The organism is Nocardia brevicatena NBRC 12119, from assembly GCF_000308495.1.
GTDB lineage: Bacteria > Actinomycetota > Actinomycetes > Mycobacteriales > Mycobacteriaceae > Nocardia > Nocardia brevicatena.
The window spans coordinates 21,097-46,848 of record NZ_BAFU01000012.1; the positions used below are offsets into that span (position 1 = coordinate 21,097).

Annotated in this window: 24 protein-coding genes and 1 tRNA gene; 16 read left to right on the plus strand and 9 right to left on the minus strand. The window is 68.3% G+C overall.

Going from position 1 to position 25,752, the window contains the following annotated elements; all coding sequences use genetic code 11:
• Positions 1 to 111 precede the first annotated feature (111 nt).
• Entirely contained in the window at positions 112 to 321 is a 210-nt protein-coding gene (locus ON20_RS37265; RefSeq protein ID WP_040833186.1) for a hypothetical protein, read from the minus strand.
• A gap of 11 nt (positions 322 to 332) precedes the next feature.
• Here ON20_RS37265 and ON20_RS32725 point away from each other — a divergent pair, with 11 nt between their 5' ends.
• Complete coding sequence (locus tag ON20_RS32725) at positions 333 to 1,394, plus strand: alpha/beta hydrolase family protein (protein WP_051161453.1); 1,062 nt, start codon at positions 333 to 335, stop codon at positions 1,392 to 1,394.
• Positions 1,395 to 2,691: 1,297 nt separating this feature from the next.
• Here ON20_RS32725 and ON20_RS02380 read toward each other — a convergent pair.
• From ON20_RS02380 to ON20_RS02390, 3 genes are all read right to left on the minus strand, one after another.
• Positions 2,692 to 2,763: transfer RNA gene (locus ON20_RS02380), tRNA-Thr, on the minus strand.
• A gap of 106 nt (positions 2,764 to 2,869) precedes the next feature.
• Positions 2,870 to 3,109, minus strand: a complete 240-nt coding sequence (locus ON20_RS02385; protein WP_040833189.1) for an MbtH family protein — start codon at positions 3,107 to 3,109, stop codon at positions 2,870 to 2,872.
• A 213-nt stretch (positions 3,110 to 3,322) separates the two neighbouring features.
• Complete coding sequence (locus ON20_RS02390; protein ID WP_040833238.1) at positions 3,323 to 4,156, minus strand: alpha/beta fold hydrolase; 834 nt, start codon at positions 4,154 to 4,156, stop codon at positions 3,323 to 3,325.
• Positions 4,157 to 4,331: 175 nt separating this feature from the next.
• Here ON20_RS02390 and ON20_RS37270 point away from each other — a divergent pair, with 175 nt between their 5' ends.
• The 4 genes from ON20_RS37270 to ON20_RS02405 all read left to right on the plus strand — a co-directional run bounded on the left by ON20_RS37270 (position 4,332) and on the right by ON20_RS02405 (position 8,773).
• Positions 4,332 to 4,505, plus strand: a complete 174-nt coding sequence (locus ON20_RS37270) for a hypothetical protein (protein ID WP_169331577.1) — start codon at positions 4,332 to 4,334, stop codon at positions 4,503 to 4,505.
• Positions 4,506 to 4,609: 104 nt separating this feature from the next.
• A complete protein-coding gene (locus ON20_RS02395; RefSeq protein ID WP_245546968.1) occupies positions 4,610 to 6,241 on the plus strand; it encodes an alpha,alpha-trehalose-phosphate synthase (UDP-forming) in 1,632 nt (543 codons plus the stop codon).
• 70 nt (positions 6,242 to 6,311) lie between these two features.
• Complete coding sequence (locus ON20_RS02400) at positions 6,312 to 7,037, plus strand: response regulator transcription factor (RefSeq protein WP_040833190.1); 726 nt, start codon at positions 6,312 to 6,314, stop codon at positions 7,035 to 7,037.
• Positions 7,034 to 8,773, plus strand: coding sequence for a sensor histidine kinase (locus ON20_RS02405; protein ID WP_083864512.1), 1,740 nt, complete (start codon positions 7,034 to 7,036; stop codon positions 8,771 to 8,773). Before ON20_RS02400 ends, ON20_RS02405 begins: the two co-directional genes overlap by 4 nt.
• On the opposite strand, the gene ON20_RS02410 is transcribed toward ON20_RS02405, so the two are convergent.
• Positions 8,749 to 9,174 carry an HIT family protein gene (locus tag ON20_RS02410; RefSeq protein WP_040833191.1) on the minus strand — a complete coding sequence of 142 codons (426 nt, stop codon included), beginning with the start codon at positions 9,172 to 9,174 and terminating at the stop codon, positions 8,749 to 8,751. The genes ON20_RS02405 and ON20_RS02410 overlap by 25 nt on opposite strands.
• A gap of 202 nt (positions 9,175 to 9,376) precedes the next feature.
• Here ON20_RS02410 and purD point away from each other — a divergent pair, with 202 nt between their 5' ends.
• Positions 9,377 to 10,663 (plus strand): phosphoribosylamine--glycine ligase, encoded by a 1,287-nt coding sequence (purD, locus tag ON20_RS02415; RefSeq protein WP_040833192.1) that lies wholly within the window; start codon positions 9,377 to 9,379, stop codon positions 10,661 to 10,663.
• Here the strand turns inward: purD and ON20_RS02420 are convergent.
• The gene (locus ON20_RS02420; protein ID WP_051161473.1) at positions 10,654 to 11,709 is read right to left on the minus strand and encodes a M23 family metallopeptidase; all 1,056 of its coding nucleotides are present in this window, start codon (positions 11,707 to 11,709) and stop codon (positions 10,654 to 10,656) included. The genes purD and ON20_RS02420 overlap by 10 nt on opposite strands.
• 432 nt (positions 11,710 to 12,141) lie before the next feature.
• Here ON20_RS02420 and ON20_RS02425 point away from each other — a divergent pair, with 432 nt between their 5' ends.
• From ON20_RS02425 to ON20_RS02450, 6 genes are all read left to right on the plus strand, one after another.
• Positions 12,142 to 13,257, plus strand: coding sequence for a pyridoxal phosphate-dependent aminotransferase (locus ON20_RS02425; RefSeq protein WP_051161455.1), 1,116 nt, complete (start codon positions 12,142 to 12,144; stop codon positions 13,255 to 13,257).
• Between the two features lie 150 nt (positions 13,258 to 13,407).
• Entirely contained in the window at positions 13,408 to 14,046 is a 639-nt protein-coding gene (locus ON20_RS02430; protein WP_040833193.1) for a TetR/AcrR family transcriptional regulator, read from the plus strand.
• Positions 14,047 to 14,051: 5 nt separating this feature from the next.
• Positions 14,052 to 15,479, plus strand: coding sequence for an adenylosuccinate lyase (gene purB, locus ON20_RS02435; RefSeq protein WP_040833194.1), 1,428 nt, complete (start codon positions 14,052 to 14,054; stop codon positions 15,477 to 15,479).
• A gap of 46 nt (positions 15,480 to 15,525) precedes the next feature.
• On the plus strand, positions 15,526 to 15,948 hold the full coding sequence (locus ON20_RS02440; protein WP_040833195.1) for an HIT family protein: 423 nt from the start codon (positions 15,526 to 15,528) through the stop codon (positions 15,946 to 15,948).
• 175 nt (positions 15,949 to 16,123) lie between these two features.
• Entirely contained in the window at positions 16,124 to 18,292 is a 2,169-nt protein-coding gene (locus ON20_RS02445) for a S9 family peptidase (RefSeq protein ID WP_051161457.1), read from the plus strand.
• A 133-nt stretch (positions 18,293 to 18,425) separates the two neighbouring features.
• Entirely contained in the window at positions 18,426 to 19,127 is a 702-nt protein-coding gene (locus ON20_RS02450; protein WP_040833246.1) for a DUF2334 domain-containing protein, read from the plus strand.
• Between the two features lie 157 nt (positions 19,128 to 19,284).
• Here the strand turns inward: ON20_RS02450 and gad are convergent, their stop codons facing one another.
• The gene (gene gad, locus ON20_RS02455; RefSeq protein WP_040833247.1) at positions 19,285 to 20,676 is read right to left on the minus strand and encodes a glutamate decarboxylase; all 1,392 of its coding nucleotides are present in this window, start codon (positions 20,674 to 20,676) and stop codon (positions 19,285 to 19,287) included.
• A 185-nt stretch (positions 20,677 to 20,861) separates the two neighbouring features.
• The gene (locus ON20_RS02460) at positions 20,862 to 21,506 is read right to left on the minus strand and encodes an MBL fold metallo-hydrolase (RefSeq protein ID WP_040833197.1); all 645 of its coding nucleotides are present in this window, start codon (positions 21,504 to 21,506) and stop codon (positions 20,862 to 20,864) included.
• 161 nt (positions 21,507 to 21,667) lie between these two features.
• On the opposite strand from ON20_RS02460, the gene purS reads away from it, so the two are divergent.
• The 4 genes from purS to ON20_RS02475 all read left to right on the plus strand — a co-directional run bounded on the left by purS (position 21,668) and on the right by ON20_RS02475 (position 24,429).
• Positions 21,668 to 21,904, plus strand: a complete 237-nt coding sequence (gene purS, locus ON20_RS02465; protein ID WP_040788394.1) for a phosphoribosylformylglycinamidine synthase subunit PurS — start codon at positions 21,668 to 21,670, stop codon at positions 21,902 to 21,904.
• Positions 21,901 to 22,581: a phosphoribosylformylglycinamidine synthase subunit PurQ gene (purQ, locus tag ON20_RS02470; RefSeq protein WP_040833198.1), complete on the plus strand. Its 681-nt coding sequence runs from the start codon at positions 21,901 to 21,903 to the stop codon at positions 22,579 to 22,581. Before purS ends, purQ begins: the two co-directional genes overlap by 4 nt.
• A 179-nt stretch (positions 22,582 to 22,760) precedes the next feature.
• Entirely contained in the window at positions 22,761 to 22,901 is a 141-nt protein-coding gene (locus ON20_RS36030; RefSeq protein WP_157228652.1) for a hypothetical protein, read from the plus strand.
• Between the two features lie 235 nt (positions 22,902 to 23,136).
• Positions 23,137 to 24,429, plus strand: a complete 1,293-nt coding sequence (locus tag ON20_RS02475) for a M18 family aminopeptidase (protein WP_040833199.1) — start codon at positions 23,137 to 23,139, stop codon at positions 24,427 to 24,429.
• Here the strand turns inward: ON20_RS02475 and ON20_RS02480 are convergent.
• Complete coding sequence (locus tag ON20_RS02480) at positions 24,378 to 25,673, minus strand: glycosyltransferase 87 family protein (protein WP_245546960.1); 1,296 nt, start codon at positions 25,671 to 25,673, stop codon at positions 24,378 to 24,380. The genes ON20_RS02475 and ON20_RS02480 overlap by 52 nt on opposite strands.
• Positions 25,674 to 25,752 lie beyond the last annotated feature (79 nt).

Sequence of the window (25,752 nt, forward strand, 5' to 3'; positions counted from 1 at the left end):
GGAGCTCCACGAACTCGTAGTCACCGAGCGTCACACTTACCAACAACGTCTGGAAGAACCGCACGCCGCTCATGCTGTATCGCATGGGGCATGCGCGGGCGTCCTGCGTGGTTACGCCGCGCTACCGCCTTCGGGCGCCGACCGCTCATGCTCCGGCCCTCGCCGAGGCGTATGTAGCCGTCGACGCAGCGCCCATGAGATCCACCGGCAGCACGCGAGGCGGTCGGCCGCTACCGGGACGACCACCGGCAGCAGATCGACCTGCTCCACGGCGACCTCGAGCAAGAGCCACAACACCTGGCCGTAGCGATAGACGCCCACAAGGAGACCGCATGTTCACCCGGTTCGTCTGTGCCCTGGCATTCGCCGGCGCGCTCACCGTCCTCGGGGTAGCGACACCACCCCACGCCGACGGGCACCCCGGCACCATCGCCACACCCATAGCCGTGCCGAACGGGCCATACCCGGTCGGTCGCACCGACACCGCCCTCACCGACTCGGGACGCACCATCGCCGTCTCGGTCTGGTACCCGGCCGCCACGGCCGGCCCTCCGGCGCCCTATATTCCCGAACCGCGGCCGATCGCCGCTGCGCAGATCGCCGCCCGCACCGCGCAGTGGGTGTACACCCCCACCGCGGCCGTGGCGATGCTCCTCGCGAGGGTGCCCGCCACCGACAACGCGGCACCCGCCGACCTCGGCGCGCTGCCCGTCGTCATCTGGTCGCCCGGCCTGGGTACTCCCCGCTGGCTGGCCTCCGGTCTTGCCGCCGATATCGCCTCCCGCGGCTACGCCGTCGTCACCATCGACCACACCGGTGAAGCACCCGCCGTCGCGCTGCCGAACGGACAGTTGGTGCTCGGCGATATCCCCACCCGAAACCCCGGCTACCTGCGGTCCGCTCTCACCGTCCGTGTCGCCGACATGCGCCTGGTCCTCGACCGGCTCACCACCCTGCCGGTCATCGGCGACCGCGTGGACACGAACCGGATCGCGGCCGCCGGCCACAGCTACGGCGGCCAGACCGCGGTTACCGCGGCCGCGGCCGACCCCCGCATCCGAACCGTCCTCGTCCTCGACGGTTCCGCCGGATGGGACGGTGTCGCCGACGTCCCCGACCTCGAACAGCCGGTGCTACTGCTCGCGGCGGGCGATATGCTGCACGCCTCGTGGCTGGAACTCCACACCGCCGTGGCCGGCACCGTCGCCGGGGCCGGTCATTACAGCCCGACCGACCTGCCCGCGTTCGGCGGTGGAGCCGAGCTGTGCGGCACCATACCCGCGGAAACCGGTACGGCGATCACCCGTTCGGTCGTCGCGGCATGGCTCGACCGAACGTTACGTGGCGCCGACCGACCACTGCCGGAATTCCCGGCGCTGCACTGGCGTCGTTGAAAAGAAAGCACCGGTCACACCGAAGACGGGTTGACCGGCGCTTCCTCCAGTGTCCCCTGTCGGGATTGGGCCGACGACCTTTCGGTTTCGGGTAACACGTAGGTCTTCCAACCGTGCCCGACTGCCACTCGGCGAGCAGTTGGACGGAGTTCTACAAGACCGCGGACAACAGGTTGAACGTGAAGTTCAGAGTGGGACCGAAATCGAAAACGAAGACGAAGGTCACCGCAGTACTCCTACAGTCGTGAAGCTGGGCTCATATCGGCCGGCCGGCATGGCGGGATCCGGAATTTGCGGATCCGTGAAAGTCTTTACCTTCGTCGCTATTACGAGAACAAAGGTGTGCCATTCGTAGGTACGCCACCTCAGGACGCCGTTGGGTCCGGACGGTAGCATGCCCCTCTCATGCGATCCGGATAGGCGCGCCGACAAGCCGGTTCCGGGAGTTGCTCGGTAAAGCGAGGCATTCGACCATCACAGCCTGCCCTTCCTCGGCGACCCGCCGGTCGTAACTCTGGTGAGCAGGTTCAACCGTCGTGTCAGTGGGTATGGTGGAACCGTTGGGTTCCGCTCACCAGCACAGGCTGCACAGAGGCTCTTGAACCGGGTGATTCACCGAGCAGAGGAGTGCACGATGGGGGTCTTCTTGAATTTCGGTCCGACGTGGAGCAACACGTGGAACATTTTCTCGCTGATCTTCAGTATCCCCACGCAGTGACAGCAGCGGTCCGGAACATCCGACACGTGTTCCGCGGTACCGGTCCGCCTCGCAGATAATCGGATGAGACCGCCCCGAACAGGGCATACCGGCGTGCCGCCGGAATCAACCGCCGAGCCTTGCCGAGACCACCTCGATATCCGATGCGGTGGATGGCCGGACAAGTTGTCCGTCCGCCCCCTGCCTACTTCTCCCTCTCTCCTCGTACTGGCCATCTCAGCGAAAGTCGGGCGTGTCGAGGATGCCGTGGGCGCCGCGTAGCGGATACCGAAGGCGGTCCTCGGCTCGTTCGGCCGGCGCGAGACCATCGGCCATGAGGAACGGGGATGTCAACGCACCGTGTACCACCTCGGGAAGGTGCGGCACGCCGATGCGTCTTCAGGGCGTGCCCACGGCCGCCATCGCGGCTCGGCCGGGAATACGGATGACGCCTTCACGGTGCGGACCTACGATGCGTTGGCCAGTGTCGCGTCGGCGTCGCAGGCAGTTGTGACAAACCTGACAACATGCGTCGGAGCGGTCGAATCGGAAACGCCGGTCAACCCGTAAGAAGGACGGGTTGACCGGCGTCTCTCCTCGAGCCCCCTGTCAGGATTGAACTGACGACCTTTCGCTTACAAGGCGAGCGCTCTACCACTGAGCTAAGGAGGCGGAAGCTCAGACATCATAACCGGACGTGCGCACCGGCCGACACCGGATATCCGGTGTCGGCCGGCGGCAGGTCGGGTGCCGAGCCGTTCGGAGGGATCGGCCCGGGTCAGGACTTGGCCTGGCGGGCCGCCTCGTCGGCCGCCATGGCGTCGCGCAGGCTCTTGGGCCGCATATCGGTCCAGTTCTGTTCGACGTATTCCACGCAGGCTGCGCGGCTGTCCTCGCCGAACACCACTCGCCACCCGGCCGGAACCTCGGCGAAGGTCGGCCACAAGGAGTGCTGTTCCTCGTCATTGACCAGAACGTAGAAGCGGCCGTCCTCGTCGTCGAACGGGTTGGTGCTCATTTCACCTCACTGGATGCTCGCGCGTATGTGTACGGGTTGCTGCGGGTCGACCGCGCCGAATACCGCGAACCCCGGCCGGCGGAACCCGACTGATAGGTCGACCCTAGCAAGGCCGGCGTTACCTTTGGGAAGACACCTCAACTGGGGGTCCGACCGTCCGAACCCCGCTGCCTGCGCAATTGTGATGTGCGCCGCCTGCGGCCGCCGGTCTACTCAGGCGGCGAAGAAGTCGAGCAGAACCTTGTTCACCGCCTCCGGCCGTTCCAGGTATCCATAGTGGCCGGCGTCGGGAATCTCCTGGTAGCGCGCGTTGGGAATGGCCTCGGCCACCTCACGGGCCAGATACGGCGGGATCATCCGATCGTCGGCGAAGCCCACCGACAGGCAGGACACGGTGATATCCCGATAGGCCTGCACCCGGTCGAACTCGTGGTCCATCCGACGCTGGGCGCGGATTCCGGGGCCCACCGGCCCACCGGTGAACTCGAACAGATCGAGCCAGTCGCGCGCGGCGTTCACATCGGCCATGGTCGCCGGGGACAGATTCATCACCGCGGTAATCGCGGCCTCGTACTTCGGCGGCAGAGCGACCCCACTGGAGTCCAGTTCGTGTTCGCCCAGCGACAGCACCTTCTGGAACTGGTCCAACCGTCCGTGACCGGCCAGGAAAACCGCCTTGCGCACCAGCTCGGGGCGGGCGAGGGCGAGTTCCTGCGCCACCCGGGCGCCCATGGAAGTGCCGACCACCAGCGCCGGGCCCTCGTCGAGCAGTTCGATCAGTCCGGCGGTATCGGCCACCATATCGTCGATGGTCATCCCGTCGACCGCCTCGTAGGAGGGTGCGATACCGCGGTTGTCGAAGGTGCACACGCGGTAGCCCGCGGCGACGAGCGCGGGGACCTGATGCAGCTCCCACACCCGGCCCGGGCTGCCGGTTCCCATGATCATCACCACGAGCGGGCCGCCGCCCTTCACATCCGTGCCCTTGGCCCGGTCGCCCTTGACCTGGTAGTTGAGTGAAATTCCGTTTACCGTGGCCAACGGCATGCTGGTGGCCCCTTCCTCATCGGTTTCGTGCTGCACACGGTATAGCCACCGGGCCGGCGGTGTTACACGAAGGGAGCGCCGGGGTGGCGCCGGACACGGCGCGCCGCGGATACTCGCGCGGCAGATACCATTGACTATTCGAACAGAACCAGCGCACCTGCCGAGAGGACTCGAAATGGCCGCCAAGAGCAGCGCCAATGGTATCGCCGACGACGATCTGGAACCCCTCGCCGACGAGACCGCGCGTCAGGCCCAGCGCGTCGTGGCCGCCTACGCCGCCGACGCCGACGAGTGCCGGATGCTGCTGTCGATGCTCGGAATCGGTCCGGGCGCCCGGGGCGGCGAGTAGTTCCACGGCCCTCGAGCGTCCCCGGCGCCAACGGCGACGTCGGTGGAGGCGTACACAACTGCACATGCCAACAGCGACGCGCAAAGGATGCGTGAGTGGACCCGATGACAGACCAGCCGTCCAACGACTCCGAGCACGCCCTGTCGGACCGAATCGCCGTACCCGATACCGGTCCCAATTCGATCGACGCCGAGGTGGCCGCCCCAGAACCGGTGGACGCCCAGCCGATCCGCAGTAGCGACAACGGTCCCGGCCCCGGGTTCGTCGTGGTCGCCAACCGGCTGCCGGTGGACCTGGAACGGTTGCCCGACGGCACCAGCCGGTGGAAGCGCAGCCCTGGCGGTCTGGTCACCGCGTTGGAACCGGTGTTGCGCAACAATCGGGGAGCCTGGGTGGGCTGGGCCGGTATTCCCGACGTCGAGGTCGACCCGATCATCGAGGACGGGCTGGAACTGTACCCGGTGCCGCTGTCGGCACAGGAGGTCACCGACTACTACGAGGGTTTCTCCAACGGGACCCTCTGGCCGCTCTACCACGATGTGATCGTGCGCCCGGTCTACGATCGCACCTGGTGGGCGGCCTACGTACAGGTGAACCGCCGGTTCGCCGAGGAAACCGCGAAGGTCGCCGCGGAGGGTGCCACCGTCTGGGTGCAGGATTACCAGCTGCAGTTGGTGCCGAAGATGCTGCGGATGCTGCGCCCCGACCTGACCATCGGCTTCTTCCTGCACATCCCGTTCCCGCCGGTGGAGCTGTTCATGCAGATGCCGTGGCGGACCGAGATCGTGGAGGGGCTGCTCGGCGCCGACCTGATCGGCTTCCATCTGCCCGGCGGGGCGCAGAACTTCCTGTATCTGGCCCGGCGACTGGCCGGCCAGCCCACCTCCCGCGGCAGCGTCGGGGTGCGGTCGAAGATGGGTGTGGTGCAGGTGGGCTTCCGCACCGTGCGGGTGGGGGCCTTCCCGATCTCCATCGCCTCGGCCGGACTGGACGAGCATTCCCGACGCCGCACCGTCCGGGAACGGGCCGCCCGCATCCGGGCCGAACTGGGCAGCCCGAAGAATATCCTGCTCGGTGTCGACCGGCTGGACTACACCAAGGGCATCGATATCCGACTCAACGCCTTGGAGGAACTGCTGGCCGAGGGGCGGATCGACCCTCGGGAGACGGTCATGGTGCAGCTGGCCACGCCGAGCCGGGAGCGGGTGGAGAGCTATATCCAGATGCGCGGGGATATCGAACGCCAGGTGGGCCGGATCAACGGCGAATTCGCCCGGGTGGGCTACCCGGTGGTGCATTATCTGCACCGGCCGATCGTGCGCGAGGAACTGATCTCGTTCTTCGTCGCCGCCGACGTCATGCTGGTGACACCGCTGCGGGACGGGATGAACCTGGTCGCCAAGGAATACGTGGCCTGCCACAGCGGTCTCAACGGCGCCCTGGTGCTCAGCGAGTTCACCGGTGCCGCCGCCGAACTGCGGCAGTCCTATCTGTGCAATCCGCACGACCTGGACAGCGTAAAGGATGCCATCATGTCGGCGCTCACCGACGACCGTGATACCCGCCGTCGGCGGATGCGGGCGCTGCGGCGGCAGGTGCTCGCCCACGATGTCGACCGCTGGGCCCGCGCCTTCCTCGACGCGCTCGCGCAGGGCCAGGTCGCGGGTCGTGCCCTGATCAGCTCGGACGGCGAGGACGGCGACATGGAGGACTACCCCGAGGAATTGCAGGACTGACACCACGGCTCACAGCAACCGCACAGCCGGGACGCAGCCCGTTCGCAGCCGCGAGGGCGAGGATGGTGGGGTGACTGGTTCTGCCGAGCAGGCACCCGAGGCCCGGGTACTGGTGGTCGACGACGAGCCCATGATCGTCGAACTGTTGTCGGTGAGTCTGCGCTTCCAGGGCTTCGAGGTCGCCACCGCCGGTGACGGCGCCAAAGCCCTCGATCTGGCCCGCAGCTTCCGGCCGCAGGCGCTGATCGTGGATGTGATGATGCCCGGAATGAACGGCTTCGGCCTGCTGCGGCGGCTACGGGCCGACGGGATCGGCGCCCCGGTGCTGTTCCTCACCGCGCGCGACGAGGTGCACGACAAGGTGGCCGGGCTGACATTGGGTGCCGACGACTACGTCACCAAACCGTTCAGTCTGGAAGAGGTGGTGGCACGGCTGCGGGTGATCCTGCGCCGCGCCGGCGCGGTCGCACCCGTGCGGGAGACCTCACGGCTCCGGTTCGCCGATATCGAACTCGACGACGACACCCATGAGGTGTGGAAGGCCGGCGAGCCGGTCGCGCTCTCGCCCACCGAGTTCACCCTGCTGCGTTATTTCATGGTCAACGCGGGGACCGTGCTGAGCAAACCGCGCATTCTGGACCATGTGTGGCGTTACGACTTCGGCGGGGATGTCGGGGTGGTGGAGACCTATGTGTCGTATCCGCGGAAGAAGATCGACACCGGGGATCGGCGGCTGATCCACACACTGCGCGGGGTGGGATATGTTATGCGTGAACCGAACAGCGGCCGGACATGAACGCCGAGCACCAAGACCGGGGCGAGGCGGGAGGCGGTGCGGCCGGGACGGACCATGGGACCGGGTTCGCGCATGCGACCGGGGCGGAAGGTGCCGCCGAGCCGGAGCTCGGAGCCGACCATACAGGCCGGAACCGCCCCCTCGGTGCCGGAATCGCCGTCGAGGACGGTGCGGCCGCCGACAGCTCCGGTGAGCGGGTGACAACCCGGCGCGAGAGCAGACGTGACGCCCCGCCGCAGGGCCGGATACGGCGGGTGATCGCGGGCAGGCCGGCGGCGATCCCGTTGCGGGTGACGTTGGTGCCGGCACTGGTGGTCCTGGCCGCCGGCGGCCTGTTGGCGTCCGGTGTGGCGGTGACCTCTGCGCTGCGCGGCGTGCTCATCGAGCGAGTCGATCAGCAGTTGAGCGAGGCGGCGCATACCTGGGCGCGCCCGGGCGGGCCGCGGTTGCCCCCCTTACCGGGGCGTCCCAGGGAAGAACGCCCGCCGGTGCTGTTCTTCGCCCGGGTCAAGGACAACTCGGGGGTCCCGTTCCTGAAACTCGACGAAGACAATCGGCCCGCCCCCGACCTGCCCGCCGACCTGGTTCCGGGTACCTTCACCACCGGATCGGTGGGTGACGCCTCGGTGAAATGGCGGGTGCTGTACACCGAGAACTCATCGGGTACCAGCATGGTTGCGCTCCGGCTGGACGAAACCGAGGACATCATCGACCGGCTCATCGTGTTACAGGCCGGGATCGGCGCGCTGGTGTTGGCGGCCTTGGCGGTGGCGGCGTATTTCGTGATCCGGCAGAGTCTGCGCAGGCTGACCGTCGTCGAGGAGACGGCCGCCGGTATCGCGGCGGGCGATCTGCACCGTCGGGTACCCGTGCGCGACACCAATACCGAGATCGACCGGCTGGCCCGGTCGCTCAATGCCATGCTCGCGCAGATCCAGGCGGGTTTCGTGGCGACCGAGGCCGCGGAGGAGGCGGCGCGGCGCTCCGAGGAGAAGATGCGCCGGTTCGTCGCGGACGCCGGCCACGAACTGCGCACGCCGCTCACCACGATCCGGGGTTTCGCCGAACTGTACCGGCAGGGTGCCACCGGGGACGCGGGCATGCTGTTGAATCGGATCGAACACGAATCGAACCGGATGGGGTTGCTGGTCGAGGATCTGCTGATGCTGGCCCGCCTGGACGCCCAGCGTCCGGTGGAACGCACACCCGTCGACCTGCTGCGGCTGGCCGGCGATGCCGTGCACACGGCACGGGCGGTCGCCGCCGCGCAGTATCCCGACGGCCCGCGCCGACCGATCGATCTTCGGGTCGACCCCGGGGAGGGCACCACCGAAGTGCCCGGGGACGAGTCCAGGCTGCGTCAGGTACTGAGCAACCTGCTGAACAACGCCCTCACCCACACCCCGCCCGAGGCGGCCGTCACCGTGCGACTCATCCCGGAACCGGACGAGGTGCGGCTCGACGTGATAGATACCGGCCCGGGCCTGACCCCGGAGCAGGCCGAGCGGGTTTTCGAACGGTTCTATCGCATCGACGATTCCCGTAGCCGCGGCAGCGGCGGCACCGGCCTGGGCCTGTCCATCGTGCAGGCGCCGGCCACTGCGCACGGCGGCACGGTGAGCGTGCACAGCGAACCGGGACGGGGCGCCACGTTCACCGTGCGGTTGCCGCGTAACCCGAAACCCCGTCCTGACCGCCTGCCGTATCGGGTCTATTCCGGGACGTTGGCGCCGTAACCGAGCTCGCGCAGCGCCTTCTTGATCTTGGTCTGGGCCTCGTCGAGGGATTCCGGGGAGGGGTTGGGGTCGGCGCCCGAGATGTCGAAATCACCCAGGGAGAAGGCGGGGAAGACGTGGACGTGCAGATGCGGGACCTCCAGGCCGGCGATGAGCAGACCGGCGCGGGGCGCGTCCCAGGCGGCGCGTACGGCGCGGCCGATCTTCTGGGCGAGGGCATTGATACGTGCGAAGGTTTCGGGGTCGATGTCCTGCCACTGGTCGATCTCCGCGCGCGGTACCACCAGGGTGTGACCCGGTTTCACCGGGTTGATGGTGAGGAACGCGACGAACTCGTCGTCCTCCCAGACGAATCGGCCCGGGAGATCGCCGGCGATGATCTGACTGAAAACAGAGGTCATGCCCGCAGATTACGCGTCCCGCGCCGGACCGGAACACCACCGCACACGCTGCGTCCGGTAGCAACAGCGGGCCGCGAGCCCGACCCACGGAGCACAGCCCGGACGGGGGACGACGGCCGGAGGCGGCAGCGCGGCGTAACCACGCAGGCCGCCCCTGCCCAGGCATATCGAGCGTGGAGTGCCCACCTATAAGCTTTCGGGAATGCGAGTACTCGTCATCGGCACCGGAGCCCGTGAACACGCCCTCGTCCTTGCGCTGCGCCGCGACCCGGCGGTGACCGAGGTGGTCGCCGCCCCGGGAAACGCCGGGATAGCGCAGCACGCGCGGGTGCGTGCCGTGGACCCCATCTCCGCTGACTCGGTGGTCGCGCTCGCCATCGAACTGGCCGTCGACCTGGTGGTGATCGGCCCGGAGGTGCCGCTGGTGCTGGGTGTCGCGGACGCGGTGCGTGCCGCGGGGATCGCCTGTTTCGGTCCGTCCGCCGCCGCGGCCCGGATCGAGGGCTCCAAGGCGTTCGCCAAGGATGTCATGGCCGCCGCCGGAGTGCGCACCGCGCACAGCGAGGTGGTGGACAGCCCGGCCGAACTCGATGCCGCGCTGGACCGGTTCGGACCCACCTGGGTGGTCAAGGACGACGGCCTGGCCGCGGGCAAGGGAGTGGTGGTCAGCGCCGATCGGGCGGCGGCCCGCGAGCACGCCGCGGAACTGCTCGAACAGGGGCATCCGGTGCTGTTGGAATCCTTCCTGGACGGACCGGAGGTGTCGCTGTTCTGCCTGGTGGACGGGGAGACGGTGGTGCCGCTGCTGCCGGCACAGGACCACAAGCGGGTCGGTGAGGGTGATACCGGCCCGAATACCGGTGGTATGGGCGCCTATACGCCGCTGCCGTGGCTGCCCGAGGACATGGTCGAGACGATCGTCGCCGATATCGTCGAACCCGTTGCGGCCGAACTGGTCCGTCGGGACTGCACGTTCAGCGGCCTGCTCTACGCCGGGCTCGCCATCGGGGCCGAGGGCCCGGCGGTGGTCGAGTTCAACTGCCGGTTCGGTGATCCGGAAACCCAGGTCGTGCTGGCCATGCTGGACAGTCCGCTGGGTGAACTGCTGTATGCCACCGCCACCGGCACCCTCGCGCGGGTACCGGCGCCGCGCTGGCGGGACGGCGCCGCGGTCACCGTGGTGCTGGCGGCCGAGAACTATCCGGGCCGGCCGCGAGTGGGGGATGTCATCAGCGGGGCGGGGGACGGCACCGCCGAGGGGTCCGCCACCGTGCTGCATGCCGGAACCACCCTGCGCGAGGACGGTGCTCTGCTGTCCGCGGGCGGACGGGTGCTCAATATCGTCGGTGCCGGGGTCGATCTGGCCGCGGCCCGGGCGGCGGCCTACGAGCGTATGGCCGGGATCAAGCTGCCGGGCAGCCACTATCGGACGGATATCGGGCTCACCGCGGTGGAAGGCCGGATCAGCCTGCCGGTCGCTCAGCCGTAGCCGAGGCCGTGTAGGGCCAGCCAGCGCTGCGGGTCGACGTGTCGGCCGTCCACGATGATCTCGAAATGCAGGTGTGGGCCGGTGGAGTCGCCGCGGTTGCCCATGCGCGCGATCTGCATACCGGCCGGGACGCGTTCGCCGACCGAAACGAAGAAGTCGTACATATGGCCGTAGACGGAGATGGTGCCGTCGTCGTGCCGGATCCGCACCCACAGGCCGAAGCCGGCGGCGGGTCCGGCATCGATGACCGTACCGGCGGCCACGGCGTAGATGGGTGTGCCGATCGGGCCCGCGATATCGATCCCACGATGGAATGTGCCCCACCGCTGGCCGAATCCGGAGGTGAACGTACCGAGCGCGGGCAGGACGACGCCGCCGCTGCCCGGTGGTATCGCTCCCGGCGGGATGACGTCGGGAGGCAGCGTATCCGGTGCGGGGGCGCTGTTGATCCACGGTTGCGCCTGGCCCGCCGCGGCCGCGGCGGCCTCGGCTTTGGCGCGTTCCAGGGTGGCGCGGGCGGCCGCGGCGACCACCGCCTGCTCACGGAGCCGTTCACCGGTGTCGATGGCATCCAGGTAGCGGCGTGCCGACGGTGGGGTGATCTGCACCTGTAAGGGATGGGCGACCGCGACGCGCAGCCGTTCGGCCGGCCCCGGCGGGCGGTCGGTGACCAGCGTGCCGAACGTGCCGTCGCCCGCCGCCAGTACCAGTGTCAGCCCCACCGCACCGATCAGTGCCCGATGCCGCCGCAGCGTCGCACCGATGTCCTCGGCGCTCGGGCGGCGGTCCAGGAGAGCGCGCAGATCGTCCCGGGTCGGGCGGTTGCGCAATGCCGTGGCCGGCAGGGCGCGGATGGACCGTAACCGCTCCGGCGGTACGTGAAGCGTGGCGCGCAGCCACTTCGGTTCGTGCCGTGCGCGGGTACGCCAATCGGACGGGAGCACCACACCGCCGCCCGCGGCGGCCGCCCGGCGCAGGGAAGACCGGCCGTCGTCGGCGTCCGTCCCGGTTGCTTCGGGTTGATCCGTGTCGTGTCCGGCCGATATCGCCGGCGGTACGTCGTCGGCCCGGGCATCGGATGGATCGTCGAGAGTGGGCACGGGGTTTTCCGGCGTCTCCGCCGCACCGTCCGGGACAGAGGTCGTGGCGGTGGGGTCGGCGTGTCGGGCACCGGATTCGGCCAGGGCGTCGAACGCGACCGATTTCGCCGTGTTCGCGCGGCGGCGGAGTATCCGCCCGAGGGCGGTGCGCGTGGGGGTGCCAGGTTTCGTTTCCCGGCGACGCCACAGGCGCCCGGGACCGCGGCGGAAAGCACCGGCGTGTCCGGATTCGTGCGCGGTGTGCTGCCGGTCGGCGACCGACCCGCCGGATTCTTCGGGCATCAGCGCCGACCTTATCGCTCGAGCGAGGCCGGCTGCTCTACCGTCGGTCGGGTGTCTACAGAATCTCGGCGCTCGACCATTCCACCTTTCTACGTGATGGACGTCTGGAAGGCGGCCGCGGAACGCGCGCGGACGCACGGCGATGTGCTGGTACTGGCCGCCGGACAACCGTCGACACCCGCACCGAAGCCCGTGCTGCGCGCCACCAAGACGGCGATGGACACGGAACTGTTCGGCTATACGGAGACTTTCGGCCTCCTGGACCTGCGCGAGACGATCGCCGAACACCACCGCTGGACCTACGGTTATCCGGTGGCCGCCGACGATGTCGTGGTGACCACCGGCTCCTCCGGCGCGTTCACCCTCGTCTTCCTGGCCGCGTTCGATCCCGGCGACACCGTCGTGGTGGCGCGTCCCGGCTACCCGGCCTATCGCAATACCCTCGCCGCGCTCGGCTGCCGGGTGGTCGAACTCGACTGTCGGGCCGAAACCAGGTTCCAGCCGACCGTGGCCATGCTCGAGGCCCTGAGGGAGCCGCCGAAGGGTCTGGTCGTGGCGAGCCCGGCCAATCCGACCGGCACCATGATCGATCCGGACGAATTGACCGCTCTGGCCCGCTGGTGCGAGGCACACGGCACGCTGTTGATCTCCGACGAGATCTATCACGGCATCACCTACGGCGGGGAGCGCACGGCATCGGCGTGGGAGACCTCCCGTGAGGCAGTGGTGATCGGTTCGGCGTCGAAGTACTTCTCCATGACGGGGTGGCGGCTGGGCTGGATGCTGGCCCCGGAAAGGCTGCGGCCGGCACTGCAGCGGCTCGCCTCGAATATGACCGTCTGCCCGCCCGCGGTCTCCCAATACGCGGCCCGTTACGCGTTCGGCGCCGAGGCCAAGGCCGAGCTTGACGGACATGTGCGGCGGTACGCGGTGAACCGGCGGATCCTGCTGGATGGGTTGCCCGCGCTCGGGATCACCGATCTCGCGCCGGCCGACGGGGCGTTCTACGCCTATGCCGATATCGGCCATCTGACCGATGACTCGATGGCGTGGTGTTCGAATGTTCTCGCACACACCGGAGTCGCGCTGGCACCGGGTTCGGATTTCGACACCGCGGTCGGACATCGAACCATCCGTGTCTCGTTTGCGGGGGCGACCGCCGATATCGAGGCAGCGCTGGTCCGCCTGGGTCACTATCTGGGACGGTCGTAAACCCCTCGAGGAGTGCTGGACAGCTCGTACCTCAACAACTTTGCACAGTACGACACCAGCGCGGCGTGGATACGGTAAAACATCGATGTCTGGTTTTTCCTATCCCTGATTTCGTACGGATGTACTGATGACGACTGGCACGATGGCACGGTGATAACCGCGACGACTCCGAAAGGTGAACGCCGTCGACAGGCACTGGTGGCGGCGGCGGCCGAGTTACTGCTCGAAGGTGGGTTCGATGCGGTGCGGCACCGTTCGGTCGCCACGCGGGCGGAGCTTCCGTTGGCGTCCACCACGTACTACTTCGAATCGCTGGAGGATCTGATCGCGCGTGCGGTGGAGTTCAGCGGGAACGCGGAGCTGGAGGCGATGCGCCGCCGCGTCGGCGAGGTCACCCATCGCCGCCGCGGTGCCGAGGCGACCGTCGAACTGGTGCTCGACCTGCTGATCGGTCCCGACGGCGCGGACGAGAGCGCCAACGGGCGGCTCATCGCCCGCTACGAACGCACCGTGGCGTCGGCGCGCCATCCGGAACTACGCGAGGTCCAGCTACGACTACGGGCGCAGCTGGACGAGCTGCTGGCCGATGTGCTGCGCCGATCCGATCGACTGGTGCGGCCGGAACAGCTTCGCCGGCTGGTCGCGGTGGTGGACGGCGCGGTGGTCGCGGCACTGAGCGAATCCGATCCACAACCCCGGCGAATGGCCCGCGGGGCGCTGTTGGAGATCATCGATTTCATCGCTCCCGCGACGCACCAGCAGATGGACCGATATCGGTCATTAGACTGACCGGAGTGACTTCCGCCCGGATTCCGAACGTCCTCGCCACCCGTTATGCCGGTCCGCAGCTGGCGCACCTGTGGTCGCCCGAACACAAGATCGTGCTGGAGCGGCGCCTGTGGCTGGAGGTGCTGCGCGCACAGTCGGAACTGGGGATCGATATCCCACCGGGGGTGATCACCGACTACGAGCGGGTCCTCGAACAGGTCGATCTGGCCTCCATTTCCGAACGCGAGCGGGTCACCCGACACGATGTGAAGGCCCGGATCGAGGAATTCAACGCACTCGCCGGGCACGAACACGTGCACAAGGGCATGACCAGCCGCGATCTCACCGAGAACGTGGAGCAGCTGCAGATCCGGCTGTCCCTGGAACATATCCACTCCCACGGTATCGCGGTCGCCGCCCGATTGGCCGAACGGGCCGCCGAATACCGAACCCTGGTGATGGCAGGACGATCCCACAATGTCGCGGCACAGGCCACCACCTTGGGCAAACGATTCGCCTCCGCGGCCGACGAACTGCTGATCGCGCTGACCCGGCTGCGGGAACTCATCGACCGCTACCCGCTGCGGGGAATCAAGGGGCCGATGGGCACCGCCCAGGACATGCTGGACCTGCTCAATGGCGATCCGGCGAAACTGGCCGCGCTGGAACAGCAGGTCGCCCGGCACCTGGGCTTCGCGAATGTGCTGACCAGTGTCGGCCAGGTGTATCCGCGCTCGCTCGACCACGATGTGCTGTCCACACTGGTGCAGATCGGCGCGGGCCCCTCGTCGCTGGCGCACACCATCCGCCTGATGGCCGGACACGAACTGGTCACCGAGGGATTCCAACCGGGTCAGGTGGGCAGTTCGGCCATGCCGCACAAGATGAACACCCGGTCGTGCGAGCGGGTGAACGGTCTGCAGGTGGTGTTGCGCGGATACGCTTCCATGGCGGCCGAACTGGCGGGCGCGCAGTGGAACGAGGGGGATGTGTTCTGTTCGGTGGTGCGTCGGGTGGCGCTGCCGGACGCCTTCTTCGCCCTCGACGGCATGTTCGAGACCTTCCTGACGGTGCTCGCCGAATTCGGCGCCTACCCGGCGGTCATCGCCCGCGAACTGGACCGCTACCTGCCGTTTCTGGCCACCACCCGCATTCTCATGGCGGCGGTGCGGGCCGGGGTGGGCCGAGAGGCCGCACACGAGGTCATCAAGGAGCACGCCGTCGCAGTCGCCCTCGCGATGCGCGAACAGGGACGTGAACCCGATCTGCTCGACCGGCTCGCCGCCGATTCCCGGCTGCCGCTGGACCGGGCCGCGCTGGAGGCCGCGCTGGCCGACAAGTCGGTGTTCGTGGGGGCCGCCGCCGATCAGGTGTCCGATGTGATCGCGCAGGTCGACAAGCTCGTCGCCGCCTATCCGGAGGCCGCCCGCTACACCCCGTCGCCGATTCTGTAACAGGCCGGTGCGTTTTCGTCGGCCGCGGGTCGGCAATAGTGAAGCGATGGACCCTTACACGATTTTCGCCGATATCATCGCCGGCCGTGCGCCCGCCAGCCGGGTGTACGAGGACGAGGATGTGCTGGCTTTTATGGACATTCGCCCGGTGACGCCCGGTCATCTGCTGGTGGTGCCCAAGGTGGTGGCGCGGAATCTGGCCGAACTCGACCCGGAGATCGGCGGGAAGCTGTTCCGGGTGGGGCAGCGGTTGGCGGCGGCGCTGCGGGCCGGTGAGGTCGGCTGTGACGGGGTGAACTTCTTCCTGGCGGACGGGGTGACGGCGGGTCAGGAGGTGTTCCACGTCCATCTGCACGTGATCCCGCGGACACCCGGTGACGGTTTCGGCCTACGGGCCCGGCCGACGTCGCCGCCGCGCGCCGATCTCGACTATCTGGCCGCCTCGATCCGGGGCGCGTTGCCACGCTGACCCGACCGCGAAACGGTTCGAGGCCGGGCGGTTTCCATCCACTGCGCACGATCCGGCGCTCATGGTCGGTCGGTTGCGCGGCAAGACGCCTGTCTCTCGTCACCACGTCCGAATGCGGCCGACCGGTGGTACACAGACTGCGGGTACTCCGCCGCCGGCCGCTACGGTGGGTGCCATGGCTGTTGACAGTGGGACCGGGACGAGCGGGGACGTGATGGCGCCGATCGCGAAGCGGGTGCCGTTCGAGCGGACGCACCACGGCGATGTCTTCGTCGATGACTACGAATGGCTGCGCGACAAGGACGACCCCGAGGTCGTCGCGTATCTCGAGGCCGAGAACGCCTACACGGAGGCGCGGACCGCGCATCTGGCGCCGCTGCGGGCGAAGATCTTCGACGAGATCAAATCCCGCACCCAGGAAACCGACCTGTCGGTGCCCACCCGGCTCGGGGACTACTGGTACTACTCACGCAGTTTCGAAGGCAAACAGTACGGTGTGCACTGCCGGTGTCCGATCGACGCCACGGCCGTCGGCGTCGACGCCTGGACGCCGCCTCGACTCGACACCGCTACCGAGATCCCGGGCGAAGAGGTCCTGCTGGACAGCAACGAACTGGCCGAGGGGCACGACTTCTTCGCGCTCGGCGCGTTCTCCGTCAGCCACGACGGGACGCTGCTGGCCTACTCGGTGGACACCGCGGGCGACGAACGCTACACGCTGCGCTTCAAGGACCTGCGCACCGGGGAACTGCTCGGTGACGAGATTCCGCGCACGGCGCCGGGGGCTACCTGGGCACAGGCCGGTACGCACGTCTTCTACCAGACCGTCGACGAGTCCTGGCGCCCCGATACCGTCTGGCGGCATCGGCTCGGCACCCCCACCGACGAGGACGTGCGGGTCTTCCACGAACCGGACGAACGCTACTGGGTGAACGTAGGAAGCACCCGGTCGGAGAAATACCTGATGATCTGGGTGGGTTCGAAGATCACCAGCGAGGGCCGGGTACTCGAATCGGACAACCCGGAGGGCGAGTTTCGGGTGTTGCTGCCGCGGCGCGAGGGCGTGGAGTATTCGGCCGAGCACGCGGTGGTGGCGGGCGAGGACCGGTTCCTCATCCTGCACAACGACGTGGTCGACGGGGTGAAGGCGCAGAACTTCGTGCTGGCCGAGGCGCCCGCCGACGATCCGTCGAATATGACGATCCTCATCGGCCACCGCGACGACGTCCGCCTGGAGGATGTCGACGCCTTCGCGAGTCAACTGGTGCTCGGTTATCGGCGGGAGGCGCTGCCCCGCGTCGCCGTCTGGCCGCTCACCGAGGACGGCTACGGCACCCTGCGCGAACTCGAATTCGATCCGGAACTGTACGCGGTGGGACTGGGCCGCTGTCCGGAATGGGATCAGCCCACACTGCGCCTCGGGTTCACCTCGTTCATCACCCCGACCCAGGTTTTCGACTACGTTCCCGCCACCGATGAGCTGCTGCTGCGCAAGGAACAGCCGGTTCTGGGCGGCTACGATCCGAACGACTATGTGCAGCAACGGGTTTGGGCCACCGCCGAGGACGGGACCCGGCTCCCGATCTCCCTCGTGGCCCGGCGCGACACCGACCGTGCCGCCGGTCCGAAACCGTTGCTGCTCTATGGATACGGCTCCTATGAGGCCAGTATCGATCCGGCGTTCTCGGTGTCCCGGCTATCGCTGCTGGACCGCGGCATGGTGTTCGCCGTCGCGCATGTACGCGGTGGCGGGGAGATGGGCCGGCTCTGGTACGAGAACGGCAAAACGCTCACCAAGAAGAACACCTTCACCGATTTCGTCTCCTGCGCACGCCATCTCATCGACACCGGGGTGACCGCGGCGGACCGGATGGTCGCCGACGGCGGCAGCGCGGGCGGTCTGTTGGTGGGCGCGGTGGCCAATATGGCGCCGGAGCTGTTCGCGGGGGTGCTCGCCAATGTGCCGTTCGTGGACCCACTCACCTCCATTCTGGATCCGTCGCTGCCGTTGACGGTGATCGAATGGGACGAATGGGGAAATCCGTTGACGGACAAGGATGTCTACGACTATATGAAGTCGTATTCACCGTACGAGAACGTCACGGCCCGCGCGTATCCGGCCATTCTGGCGATCACCAGTATCAACGACACCAGGGTGTTGCATGTCGAGCCCGCGAAATGGATGGCCAAACTTCGCGCCATCGCCACCGGGAACGCGCCGCTGCTGCTCAAGACCGAGATGAGCGCGGGGCACGGCGGGGTCAGCGGACGGTACGAGAAGTGGAAGGAAGTGGCCTTCGAATACGCCTGGGTGCTGGATATCGTCGGCCTGGGAGACCGCTGAGCCGCCCGGCGCCGCGGCGCGGGCCGCCGTCGGTGGCCGGCCGTTCCCGATGGACGCCACTCGTGGCCCGGTGTTCGTCCCCTGGTCATCGGGGCTGCACGGTGAATACATCTGTGGCCGGCACCGTGGGTTCATGAACGCCGAGCTGCTCGTGTCGGTATCCGATATCCGGGACCTCACCAGGGACGCGGTGGTCGATTTCGCCGCGCAGATGGATCAGCGGAAGGTGCGGCTGTCGCTGCTGGTGGCGCCGCGGCTGAAGGGGAAATACCGGCTGGTCGACGATCCCGCGACCCAGGAGTGGCTACGTGACCGGCGTATGCGGGGAGACGCGATCGTGCTGCACGGTTACGACCAGGCCGCGACCGAACGGCGCCGCGCCGAGTTCGCGTCCCTGCCCCGACACGAGGCCCTGCTACGGCTCACCGCCGCCGACCGGGTGCTCGAACACACCGGGCTGCGTACGCGGCTGTTCGCGGCGCCGCGCTGGAACGCCTCGGCCGGGGCGATCGAGGCCCTCCCCGCGGCGGGGTTCCGTGTCTGTCTGGGACCGACGAGCATCCTCGACCTGGAGCGCGATATCGCCCAGAAGGCCCGGGTGTTCGGCATCGGCGGGGGTTTCCACGCCGAACCCTGGTGGTGCCGCGCCATGGTCCTGGGCGCGGCACGCACCGCCCGCCGCGGCGGGACTCTGCGGCTGGCGGTGTCCGCCGCCCAACTGGGCCGCTCCGGTCCCCGGCAGGCCCTGCTCGATGCCGTCGACCTCGCCCTCTACCACGGCGCGAGCAGCCAGGTGTACCGCTGGGAGCCCACCGAGACGACCCGCGCGGCCTGACCGAGTCACCGCGGGCGAGACCCGCCCCGCGGTACGGCCGATGCCGCCGCCCGCGAGAACGGCGATGGCGCGGGCGGCGGTGTCACCGGGGATCCGTTCTCCGCTGCCCGAGCACACGCCGCGGCCGCTCGGCCACCGGCGGCCACGAAGGACATGATCAGGTCGGCGCGATCGATATCCGCGGCACGGACGGTGTCGCGTCGTGTGTGAAGCCGCCCGCGTCCGCGCGGGTGAGCGAGGGCGAAAACGGTCTCCGCTTCAGCTGGTCCATGCAGCGGGTGAAGTCGGCCAACAGCAGATCGGCCATGTCGACGCTGAACCCGTGCCGGATCACCGCACGCATGATCGTCTCGTCGTCCCGGTCGGCGGGCAGCGGATACGCCGGGATCAGCCAACCCCTGGAGCGCAGCCGATCGGACAGGTCGTAAAGGTTGAACCCTGGGTCGCCGGTGAGCCGCCAGCACACCGCCGTAATGCCGCGCCGCGGGTCGCCGTCGTGGATCAGCTCGAAGACGTCCGATTTGCGCAAACCGGCCGCCAGGTGCTGCGCCGCCCGGTAGATCGCGGACTGCACCCTGGTGTAGCCGGCGCGCCCGAAACGGATGAAGTCGTAGTACTGCGTGATCGCCTGCCCGCCGGGCCGGGAGAAATTCAGGTTGAAGGTGGCCATACTGCCGCCGAGGTAGTCGACATCGAATATCAGTTCCTCCGGCAGGTCGGCCGTCTCACGCCAGATCGCCCAGCCCGCCCCGAGCGGCGCGAGGCCGGTCTTGTGGCCGGAGGCATTGATCGACTTCACCCGGGGCAGCCGGAAGTCCCAGAGCAGGTCGGGCGCGGCGAACGGGGCGAGGAAACCGCCGCTGGCGGCGTCGACATGAATGGGGATGTCCAGGCCCCTGTCCCGCCGCAGCGCGTCGAGCGCGGCGCTGATTCCGGCTACGTCCTCGTATAGTCCGGTGTAGGTCTGGCCGAAGGTCGCCACCACCATGATGGTGTTCTCGTCGCAGTGCTCGGCGACGTCGTCGGGGTGCATGGTGAGGCGGTCGCCGCGCAGTGGAATCTGTCGGATCTCGACGTCGAAATAGCGCGCGAACTTCTCCCAGCAGACTTGTACCGGCCCGCAGACGAAGTTGGGCATCCCGGTGCCGCCGCGCTTGCGCCAGCGGAATTTGGCTGCGAGCCCGCCGAGCATGGCCGCCTCGCTGGAACCGGTGGTCGAGGTACCGTGAGTGGTGGCCGGATCCGGCGCGTGCCACAGGCCCGCGACCATCCGGACGCCGCGGCGCTCCAACTCGGCGGTCTGCGGGTATTCGTCCTTGTCGACAATATTCTTGTCCAGGCACTCGGCCATCAGCCTGCGCGCCTGGTCGTCCACCCAGGTGGTGCAGAAGGTGGCCAGGTTCATCCTGGAGACGCCGTCGAGCATCAGTTCGTCGTGCACGATCTCGTAGGCGACCTGCGGGAACATCCCGTGCGCCGGAAATCCGGCCCGCGGCGCGGAGCGGCCGAGTCCCGGCAGGGCGAACAGGTCCTCGACTCCTTCGGACATGAATGCTGCCTCCGTGCCTGTGCGGTCGCCGGCGGACCGGCTGTGTTGCCCGTGCCCTTCGAGGATGCCGGACCACGGTCGACACCCTCGGCTCGACACACCGGCGCCCACCCCGGAGGAACTTCGGTCGTGGACAGCGTGCCGGACCCGAAGCCCGACCGGCGGCGCGCCGACCGTCCTCGAGATCACAGTTCGGCGGCGTCCTCCGGCCTGAGTACCCGAAATTCGGTTCCGGCCGGCGCCATTTCGGTCAGGCGGCCGAAGTAGATGCCCTGCGCCTCCGGCTGGATGATGCCGAAGTGGATGGGCAGCGCCACCCGCGGGCCGACCGCGCGCAGATAGTCGACGGCCTCGCTGATCCGCATCCAGGGCGCGGCGGCCGGAGTGGCCAGCACGCCGACCGGGACCGGCGGCACCCACAGCGAATCACCGGGGTGCACGAGTTGGGCCGGATCGTCCGGGGTGCCGAGCTGGAAGACAGTGTTGTCGATTACGGGGATCTCGGGGTGGATGACGGCGTGCCTGCCCCCGCCCCCGGTGATCCGGAGATCGCCGAGCGCCAGCACATTGCCGGCGTGTACCGGCTCCCACGGTTCGCCGCGCGCAGCGGCGGTCTGCGGATCGCTCAGCAGCCGCGCGCCCGGATTGGTCTCGATCAGCGCGTCGATCCGGTTCGGGTCGATATGGTCCGGGTGTTGATGGGTGACCGCGATGGCGTCCAGACCGGTGATGCCCTCGAAACCGTGGGAGAACACCCCGGGATCGAACAGAACTCTGGCTCCGTACAGTTCGACGAGGATGCAGGAGTGACCGAAATGGGCTATGCGCATAACCACAACGGTAGTGCGGGGTAACCCCGCTCACACGCAACCGCGCCCGGTACCACCCGCCGATGCGGTCCGAGCGGTGGGCAACTAGGCTGCTCAGGTAATCCCATCAGCGGTCGGGCGCGGTTGCGTCCCGTCCCGCTCATCTTTGTGAGGAGCAATCCGTGGCACGAGTCGTGGTCGAGGTGATGCCGAAGGCCGAGATCCTGGACCCGCAGGGGCAGGCCATTGTCGGCGCGCTGCCGCGCCTGGGATTCCAGGGTGTATCGGATGTACGGCAGGGCAAACGGTTCGAACTCGACGTCGCCGACGACGTCACCGACGATCAGCTCGCCGAAATCGCCGAATCGCTGCTGGCCAACACCGTGATCGAGGACTGGAAGGTGGTGCGCGTCCCATGAACGCCCGGATCGGTGTCATCACGTTTCCCGGAACCCTCGACGATGTGGACGCCGCCCGTGCCGTCCGGCTGACCGGCGCCGAGGCGGTGAGCCTGTGGCACGCCGACGCCGACCTCCAGGGCGTCGACGCGGTGGTGGTGCCCGGCGGCTTCTCCTACGGCGACTATCTGCGGGCCGGCGCGATCGCGCGATTCGCCCCCGTCATGGGCGAGGTGGTGCGCGCCGCCGAGAACGGGATGCCGGTACTCGGCATCTGCAACGGTTTCCAGGTGCTGTGCGAGGCCGGACTGTTGCCCGGCGCGCTGACTCGCAACGAGGGCCTGCATTTCATCTGCCGTGACCAGTGGCTGCAGGTGGACGCCACCGACACCGCGTGGACCTCCCGGTACGAGCCGGGCGCCCAGATCCTGGTGCCACTGAAATCCGGTGAGGGCCGTTATCAGGCGTCGGAGGCCGTACTCGACGAACTGGAGGGCGAGGGCCGGGTGGTGTTCCGCTACGCGGGCGACAACCCCAACGGGTCCCAGCGCGGTATCGCCGGGATAACCTCGGCCAACCGCCGCGTCGTCGGCCTCATGCCGCACCCGGAACACGCCACCGAACCGCTCACCGGCCCCAGCGACGACGGCCTGGGTCTCTTTCTCTCGGTGTTGGACAGTGTGTTGACGGCAGCATAATCTGCGTTTTTTGGCGCCGCCTTCGGCGGCGCGGGGTTGCGGCCCTGTCGGGTCTCGCGTTTCGGCGCCCGAGACTCGTGCCTTCGGCGCATGCGCTTCGGGCGCCGAAACGCGAGACGGGCCGCAACCCTTTGGGGCCTCGTAAGACTCGGCACGGGGGACGCGTTGGGGTGGGGGCGGTGGCCGTGCCCACCGTCATGTTCCTGATCGGCCCGCAGTGGGTGCTACCGCATCGGGTCGATCGGGGACTCGACTGGGCGCTGTGGCAGCAATTGCTCGGCAGTAGCTGTGTGCTCGTCGCGGTGGGTTTCGTACGGTGACGGCGCGGTGTTGTGGTTTCGTCCGCGGAGCAGTACACCGGGTTGTCCGCCGGCGTTCTGCTGTGGTTCCTCTGTCCGCGTTGCGGGCGGCTCCGATCAACGGCGGGCTTTACGGATGCGCCGGAACTTCCTCTGTCCGCGTAGCGGGGCGATTCGTGTGGCGGTCGTGGCTCTGCTCGTGCCGTGCCGATGTGGTGTGGTCGGGGATGGGTGGGTGGCTGCCTAGGATCGGTGCATGCCGGTTTCTACCACTGCGGCGTCGGCCGTCGGGCTGTGCGCCTTCATCGATGAGTCGCCGTCGCCGTTTCATGTCTGCCATACAATCGCCCAGGATCTGGACGAGCACGGTTTCACTCGACTCGACGAAACGCGGCCGTGGCCGACGGACGTGCGGGGCAGGCACTACATCGTGCGCGGGGGGTCGCTGGTCGCGTGGGCCGATGCCCATCACTCCCCGGCGTTCCGGGTGGTCGGTGCCCATACCGACAGCCCGAACCTGCGGGTCAAACAGCACCCGGACCTGGTCTCCGCAGGGTGGCAGCTGGTCGGGCTGGAGCCGTACGGCGGGGCCTGGCTGAATTCCTGGCTCGACCGCGAACTGGGTATCTCCGGGCGGTTGAGCGTGCGCGAGGGCGATACCGTCGGCGAGCGGCTGGTGCGGATCAACGAGCCCATCCTGCGGGTGCCGCAGCTGGCGATCCATCTGTCGGAGGACCGGCACGGCGTCAGCCTGGATCCGCAGCGGCATGTCAACGCCGTGTGGGGGGTGGGCAGCGAGCGGCGGTCGTTCCTGGATTTCGTCGCGGAGTTCGCGGGGGTCGATCCGGGATCGGTACTCGGCTGGGAACTGATGACCCATGAGCTGACCCCGAGCCGGCCGGTCGGGCGCGACCGGGATCTGATCAGCGCTCCCCGACTGGACAACCAGGGCACCTGTTACGCGGGACTGCGCGCGTTCTTGGCCGCTGTGGACTCGCCCGGCGCGGCGGTGCCGGTGCTGGTGGTATTCGACCATGAGGAGGTGGGCAGCCAGTCCGACCGCGGCGCGCAGTCGAATCTGCTGCCGACCGTGTTGGAACGGATCGTGCTGACCCGTGGCGGCGGCCGCGCCGAGTATCTGGCCGCCCTGGCCGGGTCGGTGTGCGCGTCCGGCGATATGGCGCATGCCACCCACCCGAACTATCCCGAGCGGCACGAAGCGGCGCACGGTATCGAGGTCAACGGGGGACCGGTGCTCAAGGTGAACCAGAACCTGCGCTACGCCACCGACGCGGCCGGTGCGGGTGCGTTCGCGCTGGCCTGCGAGCAGGCCGGTGTGCCGCTGCAACGATATGTGCATCGCGCCGATCTGCCGTGCGGTTCCACCATCGGCCCGATGACCGCCGCGCGTACCGGCATGTCGACCGTCGATGTGGGTGCCCCACAGCTGGCCATGCATTCGGCCCGGGAGATGATGGGAGCCGCCGATATCACCTCCTACGCCGCTGCGCTGGCAGCCTTCCTCACGCCGGAGACGGCGGGCCGGTAGGCGAACGCGGCCACGACCAGCGCGCCGAATGTGACGAGCACATAGCTGCTGCCGAGCAACTGCTGCCACAGTGCCCAGTCGAGTTCCCGATCGGCCCGATGCGGTAGCACCCACTGCGGGCCGATCAGGAATATGACGGTGAGCACGGCCGCCGCCCCGAGCGCCACTCGACCCGCTCGGCGCACGTCGGCGCCGTCGCTTCTGCGCACGAGGGCGTCCGCCACGACCAGCAGTGCCGGCGCGAGCCACACCCAGTGATGCGACCACGACACCGGGGACACCAATAGGATGGCCGCGGCGTTGACCAGTAGGGCCGGGACCACGGCATCCACCGAGAGCAGCCGGTGCATCCACAGCGCCGCCAGGCCGACCGCGACCATCGCGAGGCCGAGCCAGATCAGTGTCGCCGCCGAATCCGAGACGCCGAGTCGGAACGCGAACCCCTTGAGCGACTGGTTGCCCGCGTAATACGGCGGGCCGATCCGGTTGGTATCGGCCAGTGTGTGGAACCAGTACTCGGTCGAATCGCTGGGGAACAGCAGATAGGCGACACCGATCGCGCCGAGGGCGGAGACCACCACGGTGCCGGCCGCCTTCCAGTCCCGACGCAGCAGGAAGAACAGCAGGAAGCCGGCGGGAACCAGTTTCACCGAGGCCGCGATGCCGATCAGCAGACCCCGCGGCCAGAACGGCGTGCGGGCCAGACAGTCGAGCGCGACGGCGGCCATCAGCACCAGATTGATCTGGCCGAAGCCGAAGGTCTGTCGGATCGGTTCGAACACCTGGCTCACCGCCACGGCACCGATCACCAGCGGTAGCAGCGCGGTCCGGTCCAGTTCCGGCCGCAACCGGCCGAGCACCAGCCACAGGGTGATTCCCAGGGCCGATACCGAGGTCGCCAGCACCACCAGCTCGGCCATACCCAGTGGCATCAGTGCGAGCGGAGCGAAGAACAGTGCGGCCAACGGGGGATAGGTGAAGGGCAGTCCGATTCCGGCGACGGGCGGCAGCGGGCCGTACAGGTCGTTGCCGTCCAACCAGGCACGGGCGCCGTTGCGATACACCTGGAGGTCGATATAGCCGTCCCACCAGTTCGCCAGCCAGGAGATCAGCGCGGACAGCAGGAACAGTGCCAGGGCGGCGGTCAACCATTGCCGGCGCCGTGCCTGCATCGGGGAGTCCGCCCGCGCGTCATCGGTGAGCTCCGGTCCCGTGGAGCCGGTGTACCCCGATCTATCGTCCATTCGGGAAAGGGTAACGGGCCTCGCCCGGTCCCTGTGCGCAACGTCCTCGCCCGGCCCCTGAGCAGGTGGGTTTTCCGCG